General features: G+C 72.9%; 21 protein-coding genes. 10 read left to right on the forward strand and 11 right to left on the reverse strand.

Annotated features, from left to right (window positions below):
- The first annotated feature begins 56 nt into the window (after window positions 1-56).
- From ACFYUS_RS02490 to ACFYUS_RS02500, 3 genes are all read left to right on the forward strand, one after another.
- A complete protein-coding gene (locus ACFYUS_RS02490) occupies window positions 57-1,844 on the forward strand; it encodes a trypsin-like peptidase domain-containing protein (RefSeq protein WP_388844735.1) in 1,788 nt (595 codons plus the stop codon).
- A 91-nt stretch (window positions 1,845-1,935) separates the two neighbouring features.
- Window positions 1,936-2,382 carry a sec-independent translocase gene (locus ACFYUS_RS02495; protein WP_388844736.1) on the forward strand — a complete coding sequence of 149 codons (447 nt, stop codon included), beginning with the start codon at window positions 1,936-1,938 and terminating at the stop codon, window positions 2,380-2,382.
- A gap of 74 nt (window positions 2,383-2,456) precedes the next feature.
- Window positions 2,457-3,059 carry a hypothetical protein gene (locus ACFYUS_RS02500; RefSeq protein WP_388844738.1) on the forward strand — a complete coding sequence of 201 codons (603 nt, stop codon included), beginning with the start codon at window positions 2,457-2,459 and terminating at the stop codon, window positions 3,057-3,059.
- A gap of 87 nt (window positions 3,060-3,146) precedes the next feature.
- On the opposite strand, the gene ACFYUS_RS02505 is transcribed toward ACFYUS_RS02500, so the two are convergent.
- From ACFYUS_RS02505 to ACFYUS_RS02515, 3 genes are read right to left on the reverse strand one after another with little or no spacing between them, the layout of a single operon-like run.
- The gene (locus ACFYUS_RS02505; protein ID WP_388844740.1) at window positions 3,147-4,280 is read right to left on the reverse strand and encodes an Mrp/NBP35 family ATP-binding protein; all 1,134 of its coding nucleotides are present in this window, start codon (window positions 4,278-4,280) and stop codon (window positions 3,147-3,149) included.
- A gap of 44 nt (window positions 4,281-4,324) precedes the next feature.
- Window positions 4,325-4,882, reverse strand: a complete 558-nt coding sequence (locus ACFYUS_RS02510; RefSeq protein WP_388844741.1) for a DUF1003 domain-containing protein — start codon at window positions 4,880-4,882, stop codon at window positions 4,325-4,327.
- Window positions 4,872-6,143, reverse strand: coding sequence for a magnesium transporter MgtE N-terminal domain-containing protein (locus ACFYUS_RS02515; protein WP_388844742.1), 1,272 nt, complete (start codon window positions 6,141-6,143; stop codon window positions 4,872-4,874). Before ACFYUS_RS02515 ends, ACFYUS_RS02510 begins: the two co-directional genes overlap by 11 nt.
- A 318-nt stretch (window positions 6,144-6,461) precedes the next feature.
- Here ACFYUS_RS02515 and ACFYUS_RS02520 point away from each other — a divergent pair, with 318 nt between their 5' ends.
- Window positions 6,462-7,220 carry a hypothetical protein gene (locus ACFYUS_RS02520; RefSeq protein ID WP_388844743.1) on the forward strand — a complete coding sequence of 253 codons (759 nt, stop codon included), beginning with the start codon at window positions 6,462-6,464 and terminating at the stop codon, window positions 7,218-7,220.
- Here ACFYUS_RS02520 and ACFYUS_RS02525 read toward each other — a convergent pair.
- Window positions 7,217-7,720, reverse strand: coding sequence for a hypothetical protein (locus ACFYUS_RS02525; protein ID WP_388844745.1), 504 nt, complete (start codon window positions 7,718-7,720; stop codon window positions 7,217-7,219). The two genes, ACFYUS_RS02520 and ACFYUS_RS02525, sit on opposite strands and share 4 nt — an antisense overlap.
- Before the next feature lie 24 nt (window positions 7,721-7,744).
- The gene (locus ACFYUS_RS02530; protein WP_388844747.1) at window positions 7,745-8,872 is read right to left on the reverse strand and encodes a magnesium and cobalt transport protein CorA; all 1,128 of its coding nucleotides are present in this window, start codon (window positions 8,870-8,872) and stop codon (window positions 7,745-7,747) included.
- A 421-nt stretch (window positions 8,873-9,293) separates the two neighbouring features.
- On the opposite strand from ACFYUS_RS02530, the gene ACFYUS_RS02535 reads away from it, so the two are divergent.
- The 4 genes from ACFYUS_RS02535 to ACFYUS_RS02550 all read left to right on the forward strand — a co-directional run bounded on the left by ACFYUS_RS02535 (window position 9,294) and on the right by ACFYUS_RS02550 (window position 12,641).
- The gene (locus ACFYUS_RS02535; protein WP_388844748.1) at window positions 9,294-9,878 is read left to right on the forward strand and encodes a suppressor of fused domain protein; all 585 of its coding nucleotides are present in this window, start codon (window positions 9,294-9,296) and stop codon (window positions 9,876-9,878) included.
- Window positions 9,879-10,064: 186 nt separating this feature from the next.
- Entirely contained in the window at window positions 10,065-10,703 is a 639-nt protein-coding gene (locus tag ACFYUS_RS02540; RefSeq protein WP_361395814.1) for a DUF6758 family protein, read from the forward strand.
- 96 nt (window positions 10,704-10,799) lie between these two features.
- Window positions 10,800-11,663 (forward strand): PHP domain-containing protein, encoded by an 864-nt coding sequence (locus ACFYUS_RS02545; protein ID WP_388844750.1) that lies wholly within the window; start codon window positions 10,800-10,802, stop codon window positions 11,661-11,663.
- A gap of 372 nt (window positions 11,664-12,035) precedes the next feature.
- Window positions 12,036-12,641, forward strand: coding sequence for a MarC family protein (locus ACFYUS_RS02550; RefSeq protein WP_388844752.1), 606 nt, complete (start codon window positions 12,036-12,038; stop codon window positions 12,639-12,641).
- Between the two features lie 84 nt (window positions 12,642-12,725).
- Here the strand turns inward: ACFYUS_RS02550 and ACFYUS_RS02555 are convergent, their stop codons facing one another.
- A complete protein-coding gene (locus tag ACFYUS_RS02555; protein WP_099054331.1) occupies window positions 12,726-12,878 on the reverse strand; it encodes a hypothetical protein in 153 nt (50 codons plus the stop codon).
- Between the two features lie 174 nt (window positions 12,879-13,052).
- On the opposite strand from ACFYUS_RS02555, the gene ACFYUS_RS02560 reads away from it, so the two are divergent.
- Complete coding sequence (locus tag ACFYUS_RS02560) at window positions 13,053-13,985, forward strand: NYN domain-containing protein (RefSeq protein ID WP_388844754.1); 933 nt, start codon at window positions 13,053-13,055, stop codon at window positions 13,983-13,985.
- Here the strand turns inward: ACFYUS_RS02560 and ACFYUS_RS02565 are convergent.
- Window positions 13,969-14,856, reverse strand: a complete 888-nt coding sequence (locus ACFYUS_RS02565; RefSeq protein ID WP_388844755.1) for an alpha/beta fold hydrolase — start codon at window positions 14,854-14,856, stop codon at window positions 13,969-13,971. The genes ACFYUS_RS02560 and ACFYUS_RS02565 overlap by 17 nt on opposite strands.
- A gap of 103 nt (window positions 14,857-14,959) precedes the next feature.
- On the reverse strand, window positions 14,960-17,524 hold the full coding sequence (locus tag ACFYUS_RS02570) for a DEAD/DEAH box helicase (protein WP_388844757.1): 2,565 nt from the start codon (window positions 17,522-17,524) through the stop codon (window positions 14,960-14,962).
- Window positions 17,525-18,010: 486 nt separating this feature from the next.
- Between ACFYUS_RS02570 and ACFYUS_RS02575 the strand changes: the two genes are divergently transcribed.
- Window positions 18,011-18,733: a ferritin-like fold-containing protein gene (locus tag ACFYUS_RS02575; protein ID WP_388844759.1), complete on the forward strand. Its 723-nt coding sequence runs from the start codon at window positions 18,011-18,013 to the stop codon at window positions 18,731-18,733.
- 32 nt (window positions 18,734-18,765) lie between these two features.
- On the opposite strand, the gene ACFYUS_RS02580 is transcribed toward ACFYUS_RS02575, so the two are convergent.
- The 3 genes from ACFYUS_RS02580 to ACFYUS_RS02590 form a co-directional block, all read right to left on the reverse strand.
- Window positions 18,766-19,035, reverse strand: a complete 270-nt coding sequence (locus tag ACFYUS_RS02580) for a hypothetical protein (RefSeq protein WP_388844761.1) — start codon at window positions 19,033-19,035, stop codon at window positions 18,766-18,768.
- A gap of 183 nt (window positions 19,036-19,218) precedes the next feature.
- Window positions 19,219-19,446, reverse strand: a complete 228-nt coding sequence (locus tag ACFYUS_RS02585) for a DUF3107 domain-containing protein (RefSeq protein WP_388844763.1) — start codon at window positions 19,444-19,446, stop codon at window positions 19,219-19,221.
- Between the two features lie 140 nt (window positions 19,447-19,586).
- The gene (locus ACFYUS_RS02590; protein ID WP_388844765.1) at window positions 19,587-20,246 is read right to left on the reverse strand and encodes a TetR/AcrR family transcriptional regulator; all 660 of its coding nucleotides are present in this window, start codon (window positions 20,244-20,246) and stop codon (window positions 19,587-19,589) included.
- Window positions 20,247-20,313: the final 67 nt, after the last annotated feature.

The raw sequence follows: 20,313 nt of genomic DNA on the forward strand, positions 1-20,313 counted from the left end.
AGGGACACGGGCGCCCGACCCAGGGGCGCGGACGGGTCAGCGGTTGCGGGGAGAGCATGAACAACGGGAAGCCGAACTGGTGGAGCCGGCCTTCGACCACACCGGAGGCGGCGCGCATACCCACGCCGCCGTCGGCCGACGAGGCCGACGGCGACTTCCCCCTGCCCGCACCCCAGCCCTCCCCGGGCCCGCAGCGGACCGACCTGACGGAAACGGCACCCGCGCCGGAGCCCCAGGCCACCGAGCCGGCGCCGGAGCCCCAGGCCACCGAGCCGGCACCGGAGCCGCCGGCCGCCGCGCCCGTGCCCGCGCCGGCCGTCGAACTGACGAAGCCCGCGGCCGAGCCCGTACCCCCGGCGGAGCCCATGCCCGCGCCCGCGCCGGCCGTCGAACTGACGAAGCCCGCGGCCGAGCCCACGCCCGTGCCCGCGCCCGCCCCCGTACCGGTGGCCGAGCACGTCTCCGTGCCCCCGGCGCAGCAGCCCCTGCACGCCCCCGACGAGTACCGGACGCCGCCCTACGGTGAGCCGGGGCCGTGGGCGCCCGCGCCGCCCGTGCAGCGCCCGCCCGCCGCCGTACCGCCGCAGGCACACCACCACCAGCCGCACCCGCAGGCGCCCCTGCAGCCGCAGCCGCAGGCGCACCCCCGGGCCGGGACCGCGCCCTGGGAGCAGTACGACCCCTGGGGGGTCGCCGAGGCCGGGGTGCCGTCGGTGGCCGCCAAGAAGTCGCGGAAGGGCCTCGCGGTCGCGGGCGCGCTCGTCTTCGCGCTGATCACCGGCGTCATCGGCGGCGGCATCGGCGCGTACGTCGAGCGGAACGGCGGACTGACCACCGTCGACCTGCCGCAGGCCGAGGCCGGGGACACCGGCCGCGCCCCCGACAGCGTCGCCGGGATCGCCGCCAGCGCCCTGCCCGGCGTCGTCACCCTGCACGTCAGGGGCAACGGCTCCTCCGGCACCGGCACCGGCTTCGTCCTGGACACCAAGGGCCACATCCTCACCAACAACCACGTCGTCGACGGGGCCGCGTCCTCCGAGGACATCTCGGTGACCTTCTCCAGCGGCGAGACGGCCCGCGCCAAGCTCATCGGCAAGGACACCGGCTACGACCTGGCCGTCGTCCAGGTCATCGGCGTCTCCGGCCTCAAGCCGCTCCCGCTCGGGAACTCCGACAACGTCCGCGTCGGTGACCCCGTCGTCGCCATCGGCGCCCCCTTCGACCTCTCCAACACCGTCACCTCCGGGATCATCAGCGCCAAGGAGCGCCCGATCACCGCCGGCGGCGAGAAGGGCGACGGCAGCGACATCAGCTACGTCGACGCGCTCCAGACCGACGCCCCCATCAACCCCGGCAACTCCGGCGGCCCGCTGCTCGACTCCAAGGCCGCGGTCATCGGCATCAACAGCGCGATCCGCGCCGCCGGCGGCTCCGGCGAGGGCGAGGGCGGCGGCGCGAGCCAGCCCGGCTCCATCGGCCTCGGCTTCGCCATCCCGATCAACCAGGGCAAGCGCGTCGCCGAGGAGCTCATCAACACCGGCAAGGCCACCCACCCCGTCATCGGTGTGAGCCTCGACATGCAGTACCAGGGCGACGGCGCCCGCGTCGGCGAGAAGGGCAAGGACGGCTCCGCCTCCGTCACCCCCGGCGGCCCGGCCGCCAAGGCGGGGCTCCGGCCCGGGGACGTCATCACCAGGGTCGACGGCCAGCGGGTGCACAACGGCGAGGAGCTCATCGTGAAGATCCGCGCCCACCGTCCCGGCGACAAGCTGGAGCTCACCCTGACCCGGAACGGCAAAGAGCTGACAAAGACCTTGACGCTGGGATCCTCGCAGGGCACCTGAGCGCCATGTGGCGGACCCCCGGAGGTACCCGTCCGGCAGTTCGGGCGGGTACCGTGGACCGGGCCCTGGACCGGCGTGAAGGAGCTACTAGGTGTTCAGCGACATAGGCGCACTCGAGCTGGTGACGCTCGTGGTCCTCGCCGTGCTCGTCTTCGGGCCGGACAAGCTCCCGAAGGTGATCCAGGACGTCTCGCGCTTCATCCGCAAGATCCGCGAGTTCTCCGACAGCGCGAAGCAGGACATCCGCAGCGAGCTGGGCCCGGAGTTCAAGGACTTCGAGTTCGAGGACCTCAACCCGAAGACGTTCCTCCGCAAGCAGCTGGAGGGCAACGAGGACCTCAGGGACCTCAAGGAGCTGCGCGGCACGTTCGACCTCCGGAAGGAGATGAACGAGGTCGCCGACGCCGTCCACGGCCGGGAGACCACGCCCGCGCCCTCGGCCGCGCCCGCGGCGGTCAACGGCTCCCCGGACCTGCTGAAGAAGCAGGACAAGCCGGATGCCGGCGAGCGTCCTCCGTACGACTCCGACGCCACCTGACGACGCCCTGTCACCGACCCGCTGCTCCCCGGTGGCTATCCTCCCTCTGTTGACGGAACGAGGAGGCGGCCGAGATGAAGACGACGAGTCGGGTGGAAGCCGATGGCTTTCTGCGCGCGCCCTTCGCCTGGTACGGGCTCGACGAGGCGTTCACCGGCCCGCGCCGGCTGATGCAGCTCGGCACGGCGGCGGACGGCACCGTGCAGCACGGCTCGATGGGCCACGGTGACGAGCCGTCGATAAAGTCCGAGGCCGGCGGCGCGGAGAAGGAGCGCTTCGCCGTCGTCGTGACGGTCGCCGCGAACCCCGTGCGCCGCACCGGGGACGGCACCGGCGTCCTCGACGCCACCACGGTCTCCTCCGCCGCCTGGCTGGCCGGCTCCGGGCTCCTCGCCCACACCTGGCCCGCCTCGCTCGACCACGCGCTGCGGGACCACTGGCTGGACCAGCAGACGGAGACGGCCTTCGAGCTCGCCGACGACCTCGACGGGCCGGCCTGGTCGACCCTGTCGCTGCCGGTGGACGGGGTGCCGGTGCCGTTCCACTACCGGGAGTCCGAGTTCGGCTGGGTCCTCGCCGGCTCCGCCGGGGACGTGCACATCGGGGCGTACGGGCGGGGGATGAGCGCGTACGGGCTCGGCTTCTCGCGGGTGAGGGACCTCGGCGCGTACGCCTGACGAGGCCCGTACGCCTGACGACATGACGAAGGGCGCCCACGCCGGGGGCGCCCTTCGTCGTACGGTCTCAGAACGTGCTGCGACGTCTCAGAACTTGTTGCGCGGCGTGATGCCCAGGCTCATGCCCGACAGGCCCCGCTGACGGCCGCCCAGCTTGCCGGCGATGGCGTGGAGCGCCGCGCCCGCGGGGGAGTCGGGGTCGGAGAGGACGACCGGCCTGCCGTCGTCGCCGCCCTCGCGGAGCCGTACGTCGATCGGGATCGAGCCGAGGACCGGGACCGTCGCGCCCGTGGTCTGCGTCAGGCCGTCCGCGACCTTCTGGCCGCCGCCGGTGCCGAACACGTCGACCATCTCGTCGCAGTGCGGACACGGCAGGCCCGCCATGTTCTCGACGACGCCGACGATCTTCTGGTGGGTCTGGACGGCGATCGAGCCGGCCCGCTCGGCGACCTCGGCCGCCGCCTGCTGCGGGGTCGTGACGACGAGGATCTCCGCGTTCGGCACGAGCTGCGCGACCGAGATCGCGATGTCGCCGGTGCCCGGGGGCAGGTCGAGCAGGAGGACGTCCAGGTCGCCCCAGTACACGTCCGCCAGGAACTGCTGGAGCGCGCGGTGCAGCATCGGGCCGCGCCACACCACCGGCGCGTTGCCCGGGGTGAACATGCCGATGGAGATGACCTTCACGCCGTTCGCGGACGGCGGCATGATCATGTTCTCGACCTGGGTCGGACGGCCGTCCGCGCCCAGCATCCGCGGCACGCTGTGGCCGTAGATGTCGGCGTCGACGACACCGACCTTCAGGCCGTCGGCGGCCATCGCCGCCGCCAGGTTCACGGTCACGGAGGACTTGCCGACGCCGCCCTTGCCGGAGGCCACCGCGTACACCCGGGTCAGGGAGCCCGGCTTCGCGAAGGGGACCTCGCGCTCGGCGCTCGTGCCGCGCAGCGCGGCCGCCAGCTCCTTGCGCTGCTCGTCGCTCATCACGTCGAGCGAGACGTCGACGGAGGTGACGCCCTCGACCCGGGAGACGGCGTCGGTCACCCGCTGCGTGATGGTCTCGCGCATCGGGCAGCCGGAGACCGTCAGGTAGACCGTGACGGCGACCTTCCCGTCCGGTTCGATCTCCACCGACTTGACCATGCCGAGCTCAGTGATCGGCTTGTTGATCTCAGGGTCGTTCACCGTCGCCAGTGCTTCGAGCACCGCGTCTTCCGTAGCCATACCGACGATGGTACGGCGCGGACCACGGGCCGGTGAAAGGGCCGTCAACGGTCGGGTACGTCACTTCCGCGGTCCTCGCCGGACGGGAATAGATCCCGGCGCTCCTCCATCTCCTTGATGAGGTCCTGGAGCTCCGAGCGGATCCAGTCGCGGGTCGCGACCTCGCCGAGGCCCATCCGCAGCGCCGCGATCTCCCGCGTCAGGTACTCGGTGTCCGCGATCGACCGCTCGTTCTGCTTCCGGTCCTGTTCGAGGTTGACCCGGTCCCGGTCGTCCTGGCGGTTCTGGGCGAGCAGGATCAGCGGAGCCGCGTACGAGGCCTGGAGGGACAGCGCCAGCGTCAGGAAGATGAAGGGGTACTCGTCGAACCGCAGCGACGGCGGGGCGAAGACGTTCCACCCGATCCAGACGACGACCGTCAGCGTCATCCAGACCAGGAAGCGGCCCGTCCCCAGGAAGCGGGCGATCCGCTCCGAGAGCCGCCCGAAGGCCTCGGGGTCGTACTCCGGCAGCAGCCGGGTCCGCCGCTCGCGCGGCAGGTCGAGCCGGATGCGGGGCACGGACCGCTCGCGCTCCCGGTCGTGCGTGCGCTCAGCCGCCATGCCCCGCCCCCTCCTCGTGGAACTCGGTCTCCCGCCAGTCGTCCGGCAGCAGGTGGTCGAGCACGTCGTCGACGGTGACCGCGCCGAGCAGCGAGCCGCTCTCGTCGACCACGGGCGCGGCGACCATGTTGTACGCGGCGAGGTAGCTGGTCACGGCCGGCAGCGGGGTGTCCGGGCCGAGCGGCGGCAGATCGCTGTCCACGATCGAGCTGACCAGCGTGAACGGCGGGTCGCGCAGCAGCCGCTGGAAGTGCACCGTGCCCAGGTACTTCCCGGTCGGCGTCTCGTCCGGCGGCCGGCACACGTACACCTGCGCGGCGAGCGCCGGGGACAGGTCCTGCTGGCGGACCCGGGCCAGCGCGTCCGCGACGGTGGCGTCCGGGCGCAGCACGATCGGCTCGGTCGTCATCAGACCGCCCGCCGTGCGCTCCTCGTACGCCAGGAGGCGGCGCACGTCGGCCGCGTCGTCCGGCTGCATCAGGGTCAGCAGCCGCTCCTGGTCCTCCTCGGGCAGCTCGGACAGCAGGTCGGCGGCGTCGTCCGGGTCCATCGCCTCCAGGACGTCGGCGGCGCGCTCCTCCTTCAGCTTGCCGAGGATCTCGACCTGGTCGTCCTCCGGCAGCTCTTCGAGGACGTCGGCGAGCCGGTCGTCGTCGAGGGCGGCGGCGACCTCGGCGCGCCGCTTGGGGGAGAGGTGGTGCAGGGCGTTGGCGAGGTCGGCGGGGCGCAGCTTCTCGAAGGTGGCGAGCAGGTTCTCGGCGCCCTGCCCGTGCTCCTCCAGGGAGAAGCCGGTGACGGCCGACCACTCGACGGTCAGCGTCTCGCCCTTGCGGCTCAGCACCCCGCTCTTCCCCTTGCGGACGAAGACCCGGTCGATCTCCCAGTCGCGGCGGGCGGGCAACTGCTGGATGGCGATGTCGAGGACGGTGACCTCCTCGCCCGACTCGACCAGGGTGACGCGCCGGTCGAGGAGCTCGCCGAGGACGAGCCGCTCGGTGGGGCGCCGCTCGAAGCGCCGCATGTTGACGACGCCGGTGGTGATGACCTGGCCGGAGGCGACGCCGGTGATCCGGGTCATCGGGACGAAGACCCGGCGGCGGCTCAGCACCTCCACGACCATGCCGAGCAGCCGGGGCGGCCGGCGGCCGACGCGGAGCATGGCCACGAGGTCGCTGACCCGGCCGACCTGGTCGCCGACGGGGTCGAAGACCGGGACTCCGGCGAGATGGGAGACGAAGATCCTGGGGGCGCCTGCCGCCATGCCACCCGCCTCCTCCGTGCCGCACGGTGCGAGTCGCCTGTGCGAGTCGCCGATGCGAGTGGTCGGTCCGTCCGCAGAGCTCTGCCGGGGATTGCAGAGCTTTGCCGGATTCAGGCTAGCCCGTGCCGTTCCGCCCCGCTCCGGCAGCGACTCCGTACGGCTGCCTGCGGGGCCCGTCATCTGTCCCGGGTACGCTGCGGTCTGCCGTTCCCCCCATCGGACCCGGTCCTTCCGCCCGACCGGAACGCGGCCGTCCCCTTCCCGGCACCCCGTACGGGCCGTGCCCGTCACCCCCCCATGACACGAGAGGAAGCGCAGATGACCGTTCGTACCCCGTCATCGCGTATCCGCAGGGCCGTCACGCCCCTGGCGCTCTGCGCCGGACTGACGGTGGCACTCACGGCCTGCGCCGCCGACCCGGACGAGGGGACGAACGGGGTGGGGAGACTCTCCGCGCCCGAGATCGAGGGCAAGGCGCAGACGGCGGCGGACGCGGCGAAGGCCGTACGGCTGTCGGGCACCCTGGTCAGCAAGGGCGGCACCTTCAAGCTGAACATGCGCCTCAAGCAGAACGGCGCCACCGGCTCGGTGACGACGAAGAACAGCACCTTCGAGCTGCTGCGGGTCGGCGACGCCCTCTACCTGAAGGCCGACGCGGGCTTCTGGTCCCATGACGACAAGGCGACCCACGCGCCCACCGAGGCGGACACCGACGCCGCCGACACGCTCGACGACAAGTACGTGAAGGTCCCGCAGGGCGACCCCTCGTACAAGCAGCTGCGCGGCTTCACCGACATGGGGCCGCTCCTCGACGGGCTGCTCGGCCTGCACGGCGAGAAGGTCAAGGGCGACCGGGACCAGATCGGCGGGGTCCGCACGATCAAGGTCAAGGGCGGCGCCGACGGCGAGGGCGGCACGCTCGACGTGTCCCTGGACGGCGAGCCGTACCCCGTGCAGTTCGCGCGGGGCGGGGGAGCGGGCGTCGTGGTGCTCTCCGAGTGGAACAAGGACTTCCCGCTCGCGGCGCCGTCGAAGGAGGAGACCCTCGACTACGGCAAGCAGCTGCCCCGTACCTAGCGCTTCTTCCGGAACAGCAGCTTCGGCAGGCCGGCCGGGATCGGGCGGCGGGTGTTCGCCGCCGTCGGCAGCGGGACGGCGGCCAGGGAGCCGTCCGGCAGCTCCGTGGTCGAGGAGCGGGGGTCGAGCCGCACCACCCGGCACTCGCGCGCCCAGCGCTCCGGCACGGCCTCGCCGTCGGGGGCGTTGAGCCGCTTGCCCTTCAGCTCGGCGACCGCCGCGTCCCACTCCTCCGTACCGGGGGAGAGTTCACGGACGGCGGCGGTCCAGGCGACGAGCCGGCCGCCCTTGTCCTTGCTGCGGACGGTCACCTCGGCCGTACCGCCGTCGACCAGGCCCGGCAGCGGCTGCTCGCCGGGGCCGTCGCCGACGAGGTGCGCGGCACCGTCGTGCCAGACGTGCCAGAGCGCGCGGGCGGGTCCCGTGCCGCGCACCCACACGAGGCCGGACTTCTTGGTGGCCTCCTCGACGAGGGCGGGCCCGAGCAGCTCTTCTGTCATGGCCCGAAGCCTATCGGGCGGTTTCTACAGCCAGCCGTTGCGCTTGAGGGTGCGGTGGATGGCGAAGCAGATGACGGCGATGCCGGCGAGCACCATCGGGTAGCCGTACCGCCAGTGCAGCTCGGGCATGTGGTCGAAGTTCATGCCGTACACGCCGCAGACCGCCGTGGGGACGGCGACGATCGCCGCCCACGAGGTGATCTTGCGCATGTCCTCGTTCTGCGCGACGGTCGCCTGCGCCAGGTTGGCCTGGAGGATGGAGTTGAGGAGCTCGTCGAAGCCGATGACCTGCTCCTGGACGCGGGCGAGGTGGTCGGCGACGTCCCGGAAGTACTTCTGGATGTCGGGGTCGACCAGCCGCATCGGCCGCTCGGAGAGCAGCTGCATCGGGCGGAGCAGCGGCGTGACGGCCCGCTTGAACTCCAGCACCTCGCGCTTGAGCTGGTAGATCCGGCCGGTGTCGGTGCCGCGCGTGGAGCCCTTCGCGGCCGGCGAGAAGACGTCGATCTCCAGCTGGTCGATGTCCAGCTCGACGGCGTCGGCGACCGCGATGTAGCCGTCGACGACGTGGTCGGCGATGGCGTGCAGGACGGCCGAGGGGCCCTTGGAGAGGAGCTCCGGCTCGCCCTGGAGGCGGTGGCGGAGGTTGCGCAGGGAGCCCTGGCCGCCGTGCCGGACGGTGATGACGAAGTCGGGGCCGGTGAAGACCATCACCTCGCCGGTCTCGACGACCTCGCTGGTCGCGGTGAGTTCGGCGTGCTCGACGTAGTGGATGGTCTTGAAGACGGTGAAGAGGGTGTCGTCGTACCGCTCCAGCTTGGGCCGCTGGTGGGCGTGGACGGCGTCCTCGACGGCGAGCGGGTGCAGCCCGAACTCGGCGGCGATACCGGCGAATTCGGCCTCGGTCGGCTCGTGGAGCCCGATCCACGCGAAGCCGCCGCTCTCCCGCACCTGGCGCATCGCGCCGCGCGGGGTGAGGCAGGCGCGGTCGTCGACCCGGCGCCCGTCGCGGTAGACGGCGCAGTCGACCACGGCGCTGGAGGCCGAGTGGTCACGGGTGGGGTCGTACGAGGTGTACGTGGTGGGGGTCTTGCGCAGGGTGTGCCGGAAGCTCGGGCGGACGGCGGCGGTGAGGTCACGGATCATCGACATGGGCGTGCTCCTTCACGGATCGGCCGTCGGCGCGGAGCATGGCACAGCCCGGAATGGGGACGGGGAGGTACGTCGTCCACAAAGCGGGCGGCACCGAAGGGGCGCGGAGACGGCGGTCGCTACAGACAGGGAAAAGGCGAGAGATGCTCTTCCGTCGAGCGAAATGCCGGAGGGACGGGTCCATGCCGGACCCGGACGTCACCGGGAGGAACGCACCGGGCGGGGGTGCGAGGCGGCGGAAGAGCGGCTGGTACTGCCCGATCGACTTCGGTCCATCGCAGTCCCACCTCCTCCGGCCGGTCCCCTGTCGGGGATGACGTGTGACGAGCAGTCGGGAATCCCGACCAGTGGCCAACACTATCAGCCGACAGAGGGTCAATCCCTTCCTTTGCCCGTTCCATACGCGATCTATGCTCCCCGCATGGGAGAAGTTCTTGCACTGGTCGAGGCCCGGCTGCGGACGGCGCTCGGCGAACCGGACGCGCGAGCCGCGGTGACCTTCCTCGGCACGGACCGGATCGAGGTGCTGCGCTTCGTCGACGGCGACCTCGTGCGGTACGCGACCCTCGGCATGTCCGCGCAGCCGATGGCCGATCCGACCTCCGCGCTCGCCGACCCGGTGAAGGGCCCGCGCGCGGAGCTCGTCCTGACCGTACGGAGCGGGCTGGCCGACACCGACAAGGTGCTGCGCCCGCTCGCGGTCCTCGCCGCCACCCCGCAGGTCGAGGGCGTGGTCGTGGCCCCGGGCGCCTCGCTCGACGTCGGCGACCCGCTCTGGCCCGGCGCCCCCTTCACCTCGGTGCTCGTCGCCGAGTCGGGCGGTCTGGTGGAGGACCTGGAGCTGGACGCGCCGATGGACCCGGTCCGCTTCCTGCCGTTGCTGCCGATGACCTCGAACGAGGCCGCGTGGAAGCGGGTGCACGGGGCGCAGGCCCTGGAGGAGCGCTGGCTGGAGCGGGGGACGGACCTGCGCGATCCGCTGCGCAGGTCCGTGAACCTGGACTGAGGACCGGAGGGGACCCGGAGTACGGATCCGAGGGGACCGGGACCGCGGACCCGAGAGGACCCCGGACCTCGGATCCCGGGCCGTGGAACGGGCCGCGCCCACCGAGGGTGAACGGTCCCGGCCGGACGGGTGATCGTGTGCGGCCGTTCTTGACGCGGGGCGGAAGAGCTAGGACCGTTGAGCCCTATGAGGGGCGAACCCAGTTGTCCGAAGTGCGGTGGCCGGGTCAGGGCGCCCGGTCTCTTCGCCGACTCCTGGCAGTGTGACGTGCACGGCTCGGTGCACCCGCTCCAGCCCGTGATCCCGCCCAGCGTCGAGGGCCTCGGGGTCGTGGTGCACAGGTCCCAGGTCCCCGTGTGGATGCCGTGGCCCCTCCCCGTCGGCTGGCTCTTCACCGGGGTCGCGTACGCCGGGGACGACCGCAGCGGCGGACGCGCCACGGCCGTCGCCTGCTCCGGGCCCGGCCCGCTCGGCGGGATCGGCGAGCTGCTGCTCGTCGCCGAGGAGCTCGGCGTCGGCCTCGGTGCCCGGTACGCCGGCATCGACGGCCTCGACCCCGGCTCCGGCATGGCCATCGACAAACCGCCGCAGGCGAAGGTGCTCGCCGCCGGGCGGCCCACCCCGCTCTGGCACGTCACCGGCGCCCCGCAGGACCGCGCGGTCTTCGCGGGCGAGGCGCGCGGCCTGTGGCTGTGGGCCATCGTCTGGCCCGAGCAGTCCGGCCTCCTCATGTACGACGAGCTGGTCCTGACGGACCTGCGCGACGCGGGCGCCGAGGTCGACCTGCTGCCCTGCGGCGCGCTCACCCCGAGGCTGCTCGGCTGAGCGCGGTGGTCTCGTGACGTTCCGTACGGACGTGTTCGATTCGCCCGTTATGCTGGAGCGTCCCTCGTCCGTGCCGAGCCCCTGGAGTACCGCGTCGTGCGCATCGACCTGCACACCCACTCCACGGCCTCCGACGGTACGGACTCGCCGGCCGAACTCGTCCGGAACGCGGCCGCGTCCGGGCTCGACGTCGTCGCGCTCACGGACCACGACACCACCCGCGGCCACGCCGAGGCGATCGCCGCCCTGCCCGAGGGGCTGACCCTCGTCACCGGCGCCGAGCTGTCCTGCCGGATGGACGGCATCGGGCTGCACATGCTCGCGTACCTCTTCGACCCGGCGGAGCCCGCGCTCCTCGCCGAGCGCGAACTCGTCCGCGACGACCGGGTGCCGCGCGCCCGCGGCATGGTCGCCAAGCTCCAGGAGCTCGGCGTCCCCGTCACCTGGGAGCAGGTCGCCCGGATCGCCGGCGACGGCTCCGTCGGCCGCCCGCACGTCGCCGAGGCGCTCGTCGAGCTCGGGGTCGTACCGGACGTGTCCGGCGCGTTCACGCCCGAGTGGCTCGCCGACGGCGGCCGGGCGTACGTCGAGAAGCACGAGCTGGACCCGGTCGACGCGATCCGCCTCGTGAAGGCGGCCGGCGGCGTCACCGTCTTCGCGCACCCGCTCGCCGTCAAGCGCGGCCAGGTGCTGCCCGAGGCCTCGGTGGCCCGGCTCGCCAAGGCCGGACTCGACGGCATCGAGGTCGACCACATGGACCACGACGAGGCGACCCGCGCCCGGCTGCGCGGACTCGCGAAGGAGCTCGGTCTGCTGGCCACGGGCTCCAGCGACTACCACGGCAGCCGCAAGACCTGCCGCCTCGGCGAGTACACCACCGACCCCGAGATCTACGGCGAGATCACCCGCCGCGCCTCGGGCGCCTTCCCGGTCCCCGGCGCGGGGGGACCCGCCGCCTGAGGCCTCTCGGGCGGGCCGGGGCCACGCGCCCCTGACCGCCGGGTCCCAGGTCCGGGGAGACCGTTCCCGGCCGGTCGGCGGGGAACCTCTCCCCGGCCGGTCGGCGGGGATCCCTCCCCGGCCGTTCGGCGGGGAGCCGCTTCCGGTCGGTCGGTCGGTCGGCCGGCCGTGCCGCGTCCGTCCCGTCGGTGCGGGCGCGCGCCCTGACCCGACGAGCCCCCCTCGGGCCTTCCCCTTCTTCTTCCTGGTCCGCCCCCGTACGGCCGCGCGCCGTGCGCGGGGTGGTGCTCCTCCTGCCCTAGCGCCGGAATCCCACATTCCGCGCGTAGGGACACACCCCACCGTTCCACCTCTCCCGCAAGGCACCCCACCGTGTTCGACGTCGCCGTCTTCGGCTCGCTGTTCCTCACCCTCTTCGTGATCATGGATCCCCCCGGGATCACCCCGATCTTCCTCGCCCTCACCTCCGGCCGCCCGGCCAAGGTGCAGCGCCGGATGGCCTGGCAGGCCGTCGCCGTCGCCTTCGGCGTCATCACCGTCTTCGGCATCATGGGCCAGCAGATCCTCGCGTACCTGCACGTCTCCGTCCCCGCGCTGATGATCGCGGGCGGTCTCCTGCTGCTGCTCATCGCGCTCGACCTGCTCACCGGCAAGACCGACGAGCCCAAGCAGACCAAGGACGTCAACGTCGCCCTCGTCCCGCTCGGCATGCCGCTGCTCGCCGGGCCGGGCGCGATCGTCTCGGTCATCCTCGCGGTGCAGAACGCCGACGGCGTGGCCTCGCAGATCTCCGTCTGGACCGCCATCGCCGCCATGCACGTCGTGCTCTGGCTGACCATGCGCTACTCGCTGCTGATCATCCGCGTCATCAAGGACGGCGGCGTCGTCCTGGTGACCCGGCTCGCCGGCATGATGCTCTCCGCCATCGCGGTGCAGCAGATCATCAACGGCGTCACCCAGGTGATCCACAACGCCTGACCCCGGACACCACTGCGCCCCCGTACGGATTCCGCTCTTGCGAAGTCCGTACGGGGGCGCGGTGCGTGGGGTGAACCCGGCCTGTTACGAGGCCGAGGTCTCGGCGGGGCGGATCCAGATGCGCTGGCCGATCGCGGCTGCCTGCTGCACGATCCGATTGACGGAGGCGGCGTCCACGACGGTCGAGTCGACGGGCGTGCCGTCGATGTCGTCGAGTCGCAGGATTTCGAAGCGCACGGGCTTCTCCCTTCGTCTGAGTTGATCCTCCACATGGAGAACTGCGTTACGTACAGGTCCAACGACGTGCACCCTGCAAACATTCCCTACGCTAAGGAAAATTTTTGGATGGCTAAGTACCTGCGGTAGGAGGGTGTGGCGGACGGCCCCGGAGCGGCGGACAATGAGCCCCGTATGAACGACGCAGACATCCCTACCCAGCCCGCCGAGACCGATGCCCGCCTGCGCGCCCTGGACGCCCGCCTGGAGCGCACCAATGAGCTCCTGCAGCGGATGCTGGCCGAGGTGGCGAAGACCCCGTCCACACACGCCATCTTCGTCGACGCAGGTTACGTCCATGCTGCGGCCGGGTTGCTGGTGACGGGCACCGAGGACCGGCGCTCCTTCGACCTGGACGCCGAGGGCCTGATCGAGGCCTTCATCGACAAGGCCCGCACGATCTTCGCGGACAGCAGGCTGCTCCGCGTCTACTGGTACGACGGGGCCCGCCGCCGCATCCACACCCCCGAGCAGCAGGCCATCGCCGAGCTCCCCGACGTCAAGGTCCGCCTCGGCAACCTCAACGCCAACAACCAGCAGAAGGGCGTCGACTCCCTCATCCGCACCGACCTGGAGTCCCTCGCCCGCCACCGCGCCATCAGCGACGCCGCCCTCGTCGGCGGCGACGAGGACCTCGTCTCGGCCGTCGAGGCCGCCCAGGGCTACGGCGCCCGCGTCCACCTCTGGGGCATCGAGGCCGCCGAGGGGCGCAACCAGGCCGAGGCGCTGCTCTGGGAGGTCGACAGCCAGCGCACCTTCGACCTCGACTTCTGCCGCCCGTACGTCACGCGCCGCCCCGTCACCACGTACGAGAACGAGGGCGAGCCCCCGCCCTCCCGCGAGGAGGTGCGCTTCGTCGGCGCCCAGATCGCCGCGACCTGGCTCGCCGAGCGCGGCCGGGACCGGCTCGCCGAGCTCCTGCCCGGCGCGCCCTATCTGCCCGGAGCGGTCGACCAGGACCTGCTCGTCGAGGCGGAGCGCCTGCTCAGCCGCTCACTGCGCGGCCACGCCTCGCTCCGCCGCGCGCTGCGCGACGGCTTCTGGCAGCACCTCAAGGCGCAGTACTGACCCCGGCGGGGGCGTCCACGCGCTCCCAGAAGCCGGCGAGGCCGTCGGTCAGCTCCTGGGGGTGCGACACATTGGGGGAGTGGCCGGCGCCCGCGATCACCGTGCGGTGCGCGCCGGTGCGGTCGGCCGCCGCCGAGAGGTCCGCGGGCGCCCAGACCATCTCGTCGGCCCCGTACGCGAAGTGCAGCGGCAGCGGCAGGGCGGTCAGCTGCTCCGTACCGTCCTGACGGTCCAGCAGCAGGCGCCCGGCGCCCGCGAGTTGGGCGATGCGAGTGCGCATCCAGCGCCGCCGCAGGAAGGCCGTGAGCTCCGGGGTGTCGCCCGTGTCCGGTTCCTCGCCCCGGCTGTCCAGCCAGCACACCGCCTGCCACACCCGCTCCTTCGGCAGCACCGCGAGCGCGGCGCGCAGCACCCGCACCCGGATCCGCTGCGGCCGGGCCACGCGGCCGGGGCCCGAGGAGAGCAGGGTCAGCGAACGGAAGGCGCCCGGCGCGAGGGCGGCCGCCGCGCGGGCCACCAGGCCCCCGAAGGAATGGCCGACCAGGTGCACGGGACCGTCATCGAGGGCCGCGGCCTGCGCCACCGCGTCGAGCGCGAGCGCCTTGCGGCGGTAGGCGGCCCGGCCCCGGGGGCCCGGCGTGTCGTTCTGCCCGCGTCCGTCCACGGCCACCGCCCGGTACCCGGCCTCGCTCAGCGGTCCGAGCAGCGCGAGGAAGTCCTCCTTGCTCCCGGTGTACCCGGGCAGCAGCAGCACCGTCCCCCGCCGCCCTCCCACCGGCTCCGCGTCGAGCACGACGAACGGACCACGCGCGGTCTCCAGCCGGCGGGCACGGGTGCGGGGCGGCAGGACGAGGGAACGGGGCTTGCTCATATCTGGACTGTAACGGTGGGGAGAGGGGCCCACGCGGGGGGGAGTACGGCCGAGCGGCCGGTCCCCGGGGTGGGGCCGGCCGCTCGGGCGTTGAAGGGCGGGGTCAGCTCTCGGGCTGGGCCGCCGCCTTCTTCGTGGTCCGGCGGCGCGGGGCGGCCTTCTTCGGGGCCTCCTCCGTCACCGGCGCCTCGACCTCGGCGGCCGCGGCCTTCTTGGTCGTGCGGCGGCGCGCCGGGGCCTTCGGCTCGGTCTTCGGCGCGGAGGCGTCCGGCGCCTCGGCGGCGACGGCCTTCTTGGCCGTGCGGCGACGGGGAGCCTTGGGGGCCTCCTCGGCCGCCGGTGCCTCGACGGTCTCGGCGACCGGCTCGGCCACGGCCTTCTTCACCGTCCGGCGGCGCGGGGCGGCCTTCTTCTTCGGGGCCTCCTCCACGACGGGCTCGGCCACCGGAGCGGCGGCCGGGGAGGCGATGACGATGACCTCGGCGGGCGCCCCGGCGGTCACCGGGGACCCGGCGGGCCGGGTGGCCGCACGGCGACGGCGCGGCGCGGGCGCCTCCGCGACCGGGGCGGCGACCGGCTCGGCGGCCGGGGCCTCGACCACCGGAGCCTCGGCGGTCACCGGCGGGCCGGCGGGCCGGCGGGCCGCACGGCGACGGCGCGGCGCGGGGACCTCGGCGACCGGGGTCTCGGCGGCGGGCTCCGCCACCGGGGCGGCCTCGACGACGACCGGCTCGGCCACCGGGGCGGCCTCGACGACCGGCTCGGCGACGGCCTTCTTCACCGTACGGCGGCGCGGGGCCTTCTTCGGCTCCTCGACGACGACCGGAGCGGCCTCGACGACCGGCGCCTCGACGGCGCGCTCGGCCAGCAGGGCGACCGCGGCGGACTCGGGCGTCTGGAACGACACGGTCTCCTCGACCGGGCGCGCCACGACACGGCGGCGGCGCGGGGCCGGAGCCGTGGCCGGAGCCGGGGCCGCGGGGGCACGGTCGACCGGAGCGGCCGTCACGGGCTCCGTACGGGCGGCACGGGTCCGGCGACGGGGGGCCTTCGGCTCCTCGACGGCCACGGGGGCCTCGGAGACGGGCGCCTTCACGGCGGTCGGCTCCGTGAAGACCGGCGTCTTCACGGCCTGCGCCTTGACGGTCTGCGTCTTCACGGCCACCGGAGCCTCGGCCACCGGAGCCTCGGCCACCGGGGCCTCGGCGACCGGGGCCTCGGCGACGCGGGCCGCGGGCGTGACCGGTGCGGTGCCCGGGACGCCGACGCGGGTGCGGCGACGGCGGCGCGGGGTGCGCGGGGCGGTCTCGGCGCCGGGCTCGTCCGCCGGGGTCTCGACGGCGGGGGCCGCCGAGACCGGGGCGGCGGGGGCCTCGCCGCCGCCACGGGTGCGGCGACGCTGGCGCGGGGTCCGCGTGCGCTCCGGGCGCTCCTCGGTCTTCTCCGCGGCCTTCGGCCCGCGGCCACGGCGGCCGCCGGGCTCGCCCAGGTCCTCCAGCTCCTCCGCGTCCAGACCCGCGCGGGTCCGCTCGGCGCGGGGCAGGATGCCCTTGGTGCCCGCCGGGATGTCCAGCTCCTCGTAGAGGTGCGGGGACGAGGAGTACGTCTCGACCGGCTCGTGGAAGTCCAGGCCGAGCGCCTTGTTGATGAGCTGCCAGCGCGGGATGTCGTCCCAGTCGACCAGCGTCACCGCCGTACCCTTCGCGCCCGCGCGGCCGGTGCGGCCCACGCGGTGGAGGAAGGTCTTCTCGTCCTCCGGCGACTGGTAGTTGATGACGTGGGTGACGCCCTCGACGTCGATGCCGCGCGCGGCGACGTCGGTGCAGACGAGCACGTCGACCTTGCCGTTGCGGAAGGCGCGCAGCGCCTGCTCGCGGGCGCCCTGGCCGAGGTCGCCGTGGACGGCGCCGGAGGCGAAGCCGCGGCGCTCCAGCTGCTCGGCGATGTCGGCCGCCGTGCGCTTCGTACGGCAGAAGATCATCGCGAGCCCGCGGCCGTTGGCCTGGAGGATGCGGGAGACCATCTCCGGCTTGTCCATGTTGTGCGCGCGGTAGACGTGCTGCTTGATGTTGGCGACGGTCGCGCCCTCGCCGTCGGACGAGACCGCCCGGATGTGCGTGGGCTGCGACATGTAGCGGCGGGCCAGGCCGATGACCGCGCCCGGCATGGTGGCCGAGAACAGCATGGTCTGACGCTTCGCCGGAAGCATGTTCATGATCTTCTCGACGTCGGGCAGGAAGCCCAGGTCGAGCATCTCGTCGGCCTCGTCGAGGACGAGGACCTTCACGTGCGACAGGTCGAGCTTGCGCTGGCCGGCCAGGTCGAGGAGGCGGCCGGGGGTGCCGACGACGACGTCGACGCCCTTCTGGAGCGCCTCGACCTGCGGCTCGTACGCCCGGCCGCCGTAGATGGCGAGCACGCGGACGTTGCGGACCTTGCCGGCGGTCAGGAGGTCGTTGGTGACCTGCTGGCACAGCTCGCGCGTGGGGACGACGACGAGCGCCTGCGGGGCGTCGGTCAGCTGCTCGGGCTTGGCCCGGCCGGCCTCGACGTCCGTCGGGACGGTGACGCGCTCCAGGATGGGGAGGCCGAAACCGAGGGTCTTGCCCGTGCCGGTCTTGGCCTGGCCGATGACGTCGGTGCCGGTGAGGGCGACCGGAAGGGTCATCTCCTGGATGGGGAAGGGGGTGACGATGCCGACGGCCTCCAGGGCCTCGGCCGTCTCAGGGAGGATTCCGAGTTCTCGGAAAGTCGTAGTCAGGGTGCTGCCTCTTCTGTGAGACGCGGCGCGAGGCGAACGAAGGGGGTCTCACCGTGCCGGGATCCTCCGGGGGGATCGTGGAAGATCACCGCCGGGTGGCACGGGACCACTGCCGTCGCTCGAGCGTCGTACCGCTGAGGGTGACCCTTCCGCGGGTCCGCCGGAAGGGCTGTCGGGCCGGAGCCGATCGGGCCACCGACCGGGCATCCTCATTCATGAGTCGGCCCACCGGATACGTCCGAACGTGCGAAAGCATGTCCGCATACTCAGCAGGCGCCTTATCACTGTACCCCGGATTCGCGCATGTGTGTCGGGGGAAAACGTGATGAGGGCACGGTCACAGTGACTGGCCAGGGCCTTCCCGGCCCTCGCGAGCGGGCTATTGTGCGCTTCATGGAGACGCCTGACAACGCCACACCCACCGGGATCGCCGCCAAGGACTGGGCGGAGGCTTCCGCCGAGCCGCAGTACCGTGCCGCAGTGATCGACCTCCTCGGCGCCCTCGCCTACGGAGAGCTCGCGGCCTTCGAGCGGCTCGCCGAGGACGCCAAGCTGGCGCCGACCCTCGCGGACAAGGCGGAGCTGGCGAAGATGGCCTCGGCCGAGTTCCACCACTTCGAGCAGCTGCGGGACCGCCTCACGGCCGTCGACGCCGAGCCGACCTCGGCCATGGAGCCCTTCGCGAAGGCGCTCGACGACTTCCACCGGCTGACCGCGCCCTCGGACTGGCTGGAGGGCCTGGTCAAGGCGTACGTGGGCGACTCGATCGCCAGTGACTTCTACCGGGAGGTCGCGGCCCGGCTCGACACCGACACGCGCGCGCTCGTCCTCGCGGTGCTCGACGACACCGGCCACGGCAACTTCGCGGTGGAGAAGGTCCGCGCGGCGATCGAGGCCGACCCGCGCGTCGGCGGCCGGCTCGCGCTCTGGGCGCGCCGTCTGATGGGCGAGGCGCTCTCCCAGGCCCAGCGGGTGGTCGCCGAGCGCGACGCGCTGTCGACGATGCTCGTCGGCGGCGTGGCGGACGGCTTCGACCTCGCGGAGGTCGGCCGGATGTTCTCCCGGATCACCGAGGCGCACACCAAGCGCATGGCCGCGCTGGGCCTGGCGGCCTGAGGCTCAGGAGCGGGGCGGGCGCGCGGCGCCGTTCACGCCGCGGCTGATCGGCGCAGCCGGTGCGAGGACGGGCGGATCAGCAGCGAGAGCAGCACCGCCGCCACCGCCACGGCGCCGATCAGGGTGGCGAGGAAGTGGCCCGGGCCGAGCGCCCCGTGGGTGACGAGCGCGCCGAACACCCCGCCGAGCGCGCCGGTGGCGAGGACTCTTCCCCGGACGGGGAGGCGGTCGGCCAGTCGCTGGACGGCGGCCCAGGCCAGGGCGAAGCCGAGCAGTGCGGAACCGAGGGCTTCCAGGATCACGGCGGATCACCTCGCGAGGGGTGCGGGGCGGGTGTTGCGGTCATGGGCGTCCTACCCCCGGCGTCCGGAACGCAATCCTCCCGTACGCCCTGACGTGGGAGTACGGGAGTCACAGGAGTACGGGCATGAGAAAGGCCCGTGGACCGAAGCGGTCCACGGGCCTCTCCCGTCAGATCCCGGGGCTCAGAGCGCGCCGAAACCCACGCGACGCACGGCCGGCTCGCCGAGCTCCACGTACGCGATCTTCGCGGACGGGACGAGGACCTTGCGGCCCTTCTCGTCCGAGAGGCTCAGCAGCTCCGTCTTGCCGCCCAGCGCGTCGGCAACCGCGCGCTCGATTTCCTCGGCGGACTGCCCGCTCTCCAGAACGATCTCCCGGGGTGCGTGCTGCACGCCGATCTTGACCTCCACGGCTATGTCCCTCCGAACGGTCAGCGTTGCGCGAATTTCCGCGCCGTACGCAGCACACATTAGCCCGGTGAGGGGACCCGTACGGGTCAGCCGCCGCACGCCAGGAGCGAACAGCCTCCGGGAATGTGCCCGGAAGCGCGTCAGTGCCCCTCGGCGCTGAGCTGGCCCTCCACCGGATGCAGCGGGAAGCCGGCGATGCCGCGCCAGGCGAGCGAGGTGAGCAGACCGACCGCCTTGTCGCGGGGGATGCTCGACTCGCTGGACAGCCAGTAGCGGGCGACGACCTGGGAGACGCCGCCGAGACCGACGGCGAGCAGCATCGACTCGTCCTTCGACAGGCCGGTGTCCTCGGCGATCACGTCCGAGATGGCCTCGGCGCACTGGAGGCTGACCCGGTCCACGCGCTCGCGCACGGCGGGCTCGTTGGTCAGATCGGACTCGAAGACGAGACGGAACGCGCCACCCTCGTCCTCGACGTACGCGAAGTACGCGTCCATCGTCGCCGCGACCCGGAGCTTGTTGTCCGTGGTGGAGGCCAGCGCCGTGCGCACGGCGAGCAGGAGGGACTCGCAGTGCTGGTCCAGGAGGGCGAGGTAGAGCTCCAGCTTCCCGGGGAAGTGCTGGTACAGCACCGGCTTGCTGACACCGGCCCGCTCGGCGATGTCGTCCATGGCGGCGGAGTGGTACCCCTGGGCGACGAAGACCTCCTGGGCCGCGCCGAGCAGCTGGTTCCGTCGGGCACGTCGCGGCAGGCGCGTGCCCCGAGGGCGTGCTGCCTCTGTCTGCTCGATGGCGCTCACGCGGCCTCCCAAAAATCGATCCATGCGCGCTGTCGCGACGCGCCGCCATCGTACTTTTGGGTAACCC

This window comes from Streptomyces sp. NPDC004284, from assembly GCF_042874035.1.
GTDB lineage: Bacteria > Actinomycetota > Actinomycetes > Streptomycetales > Streptomycetaceae > Streptomyces.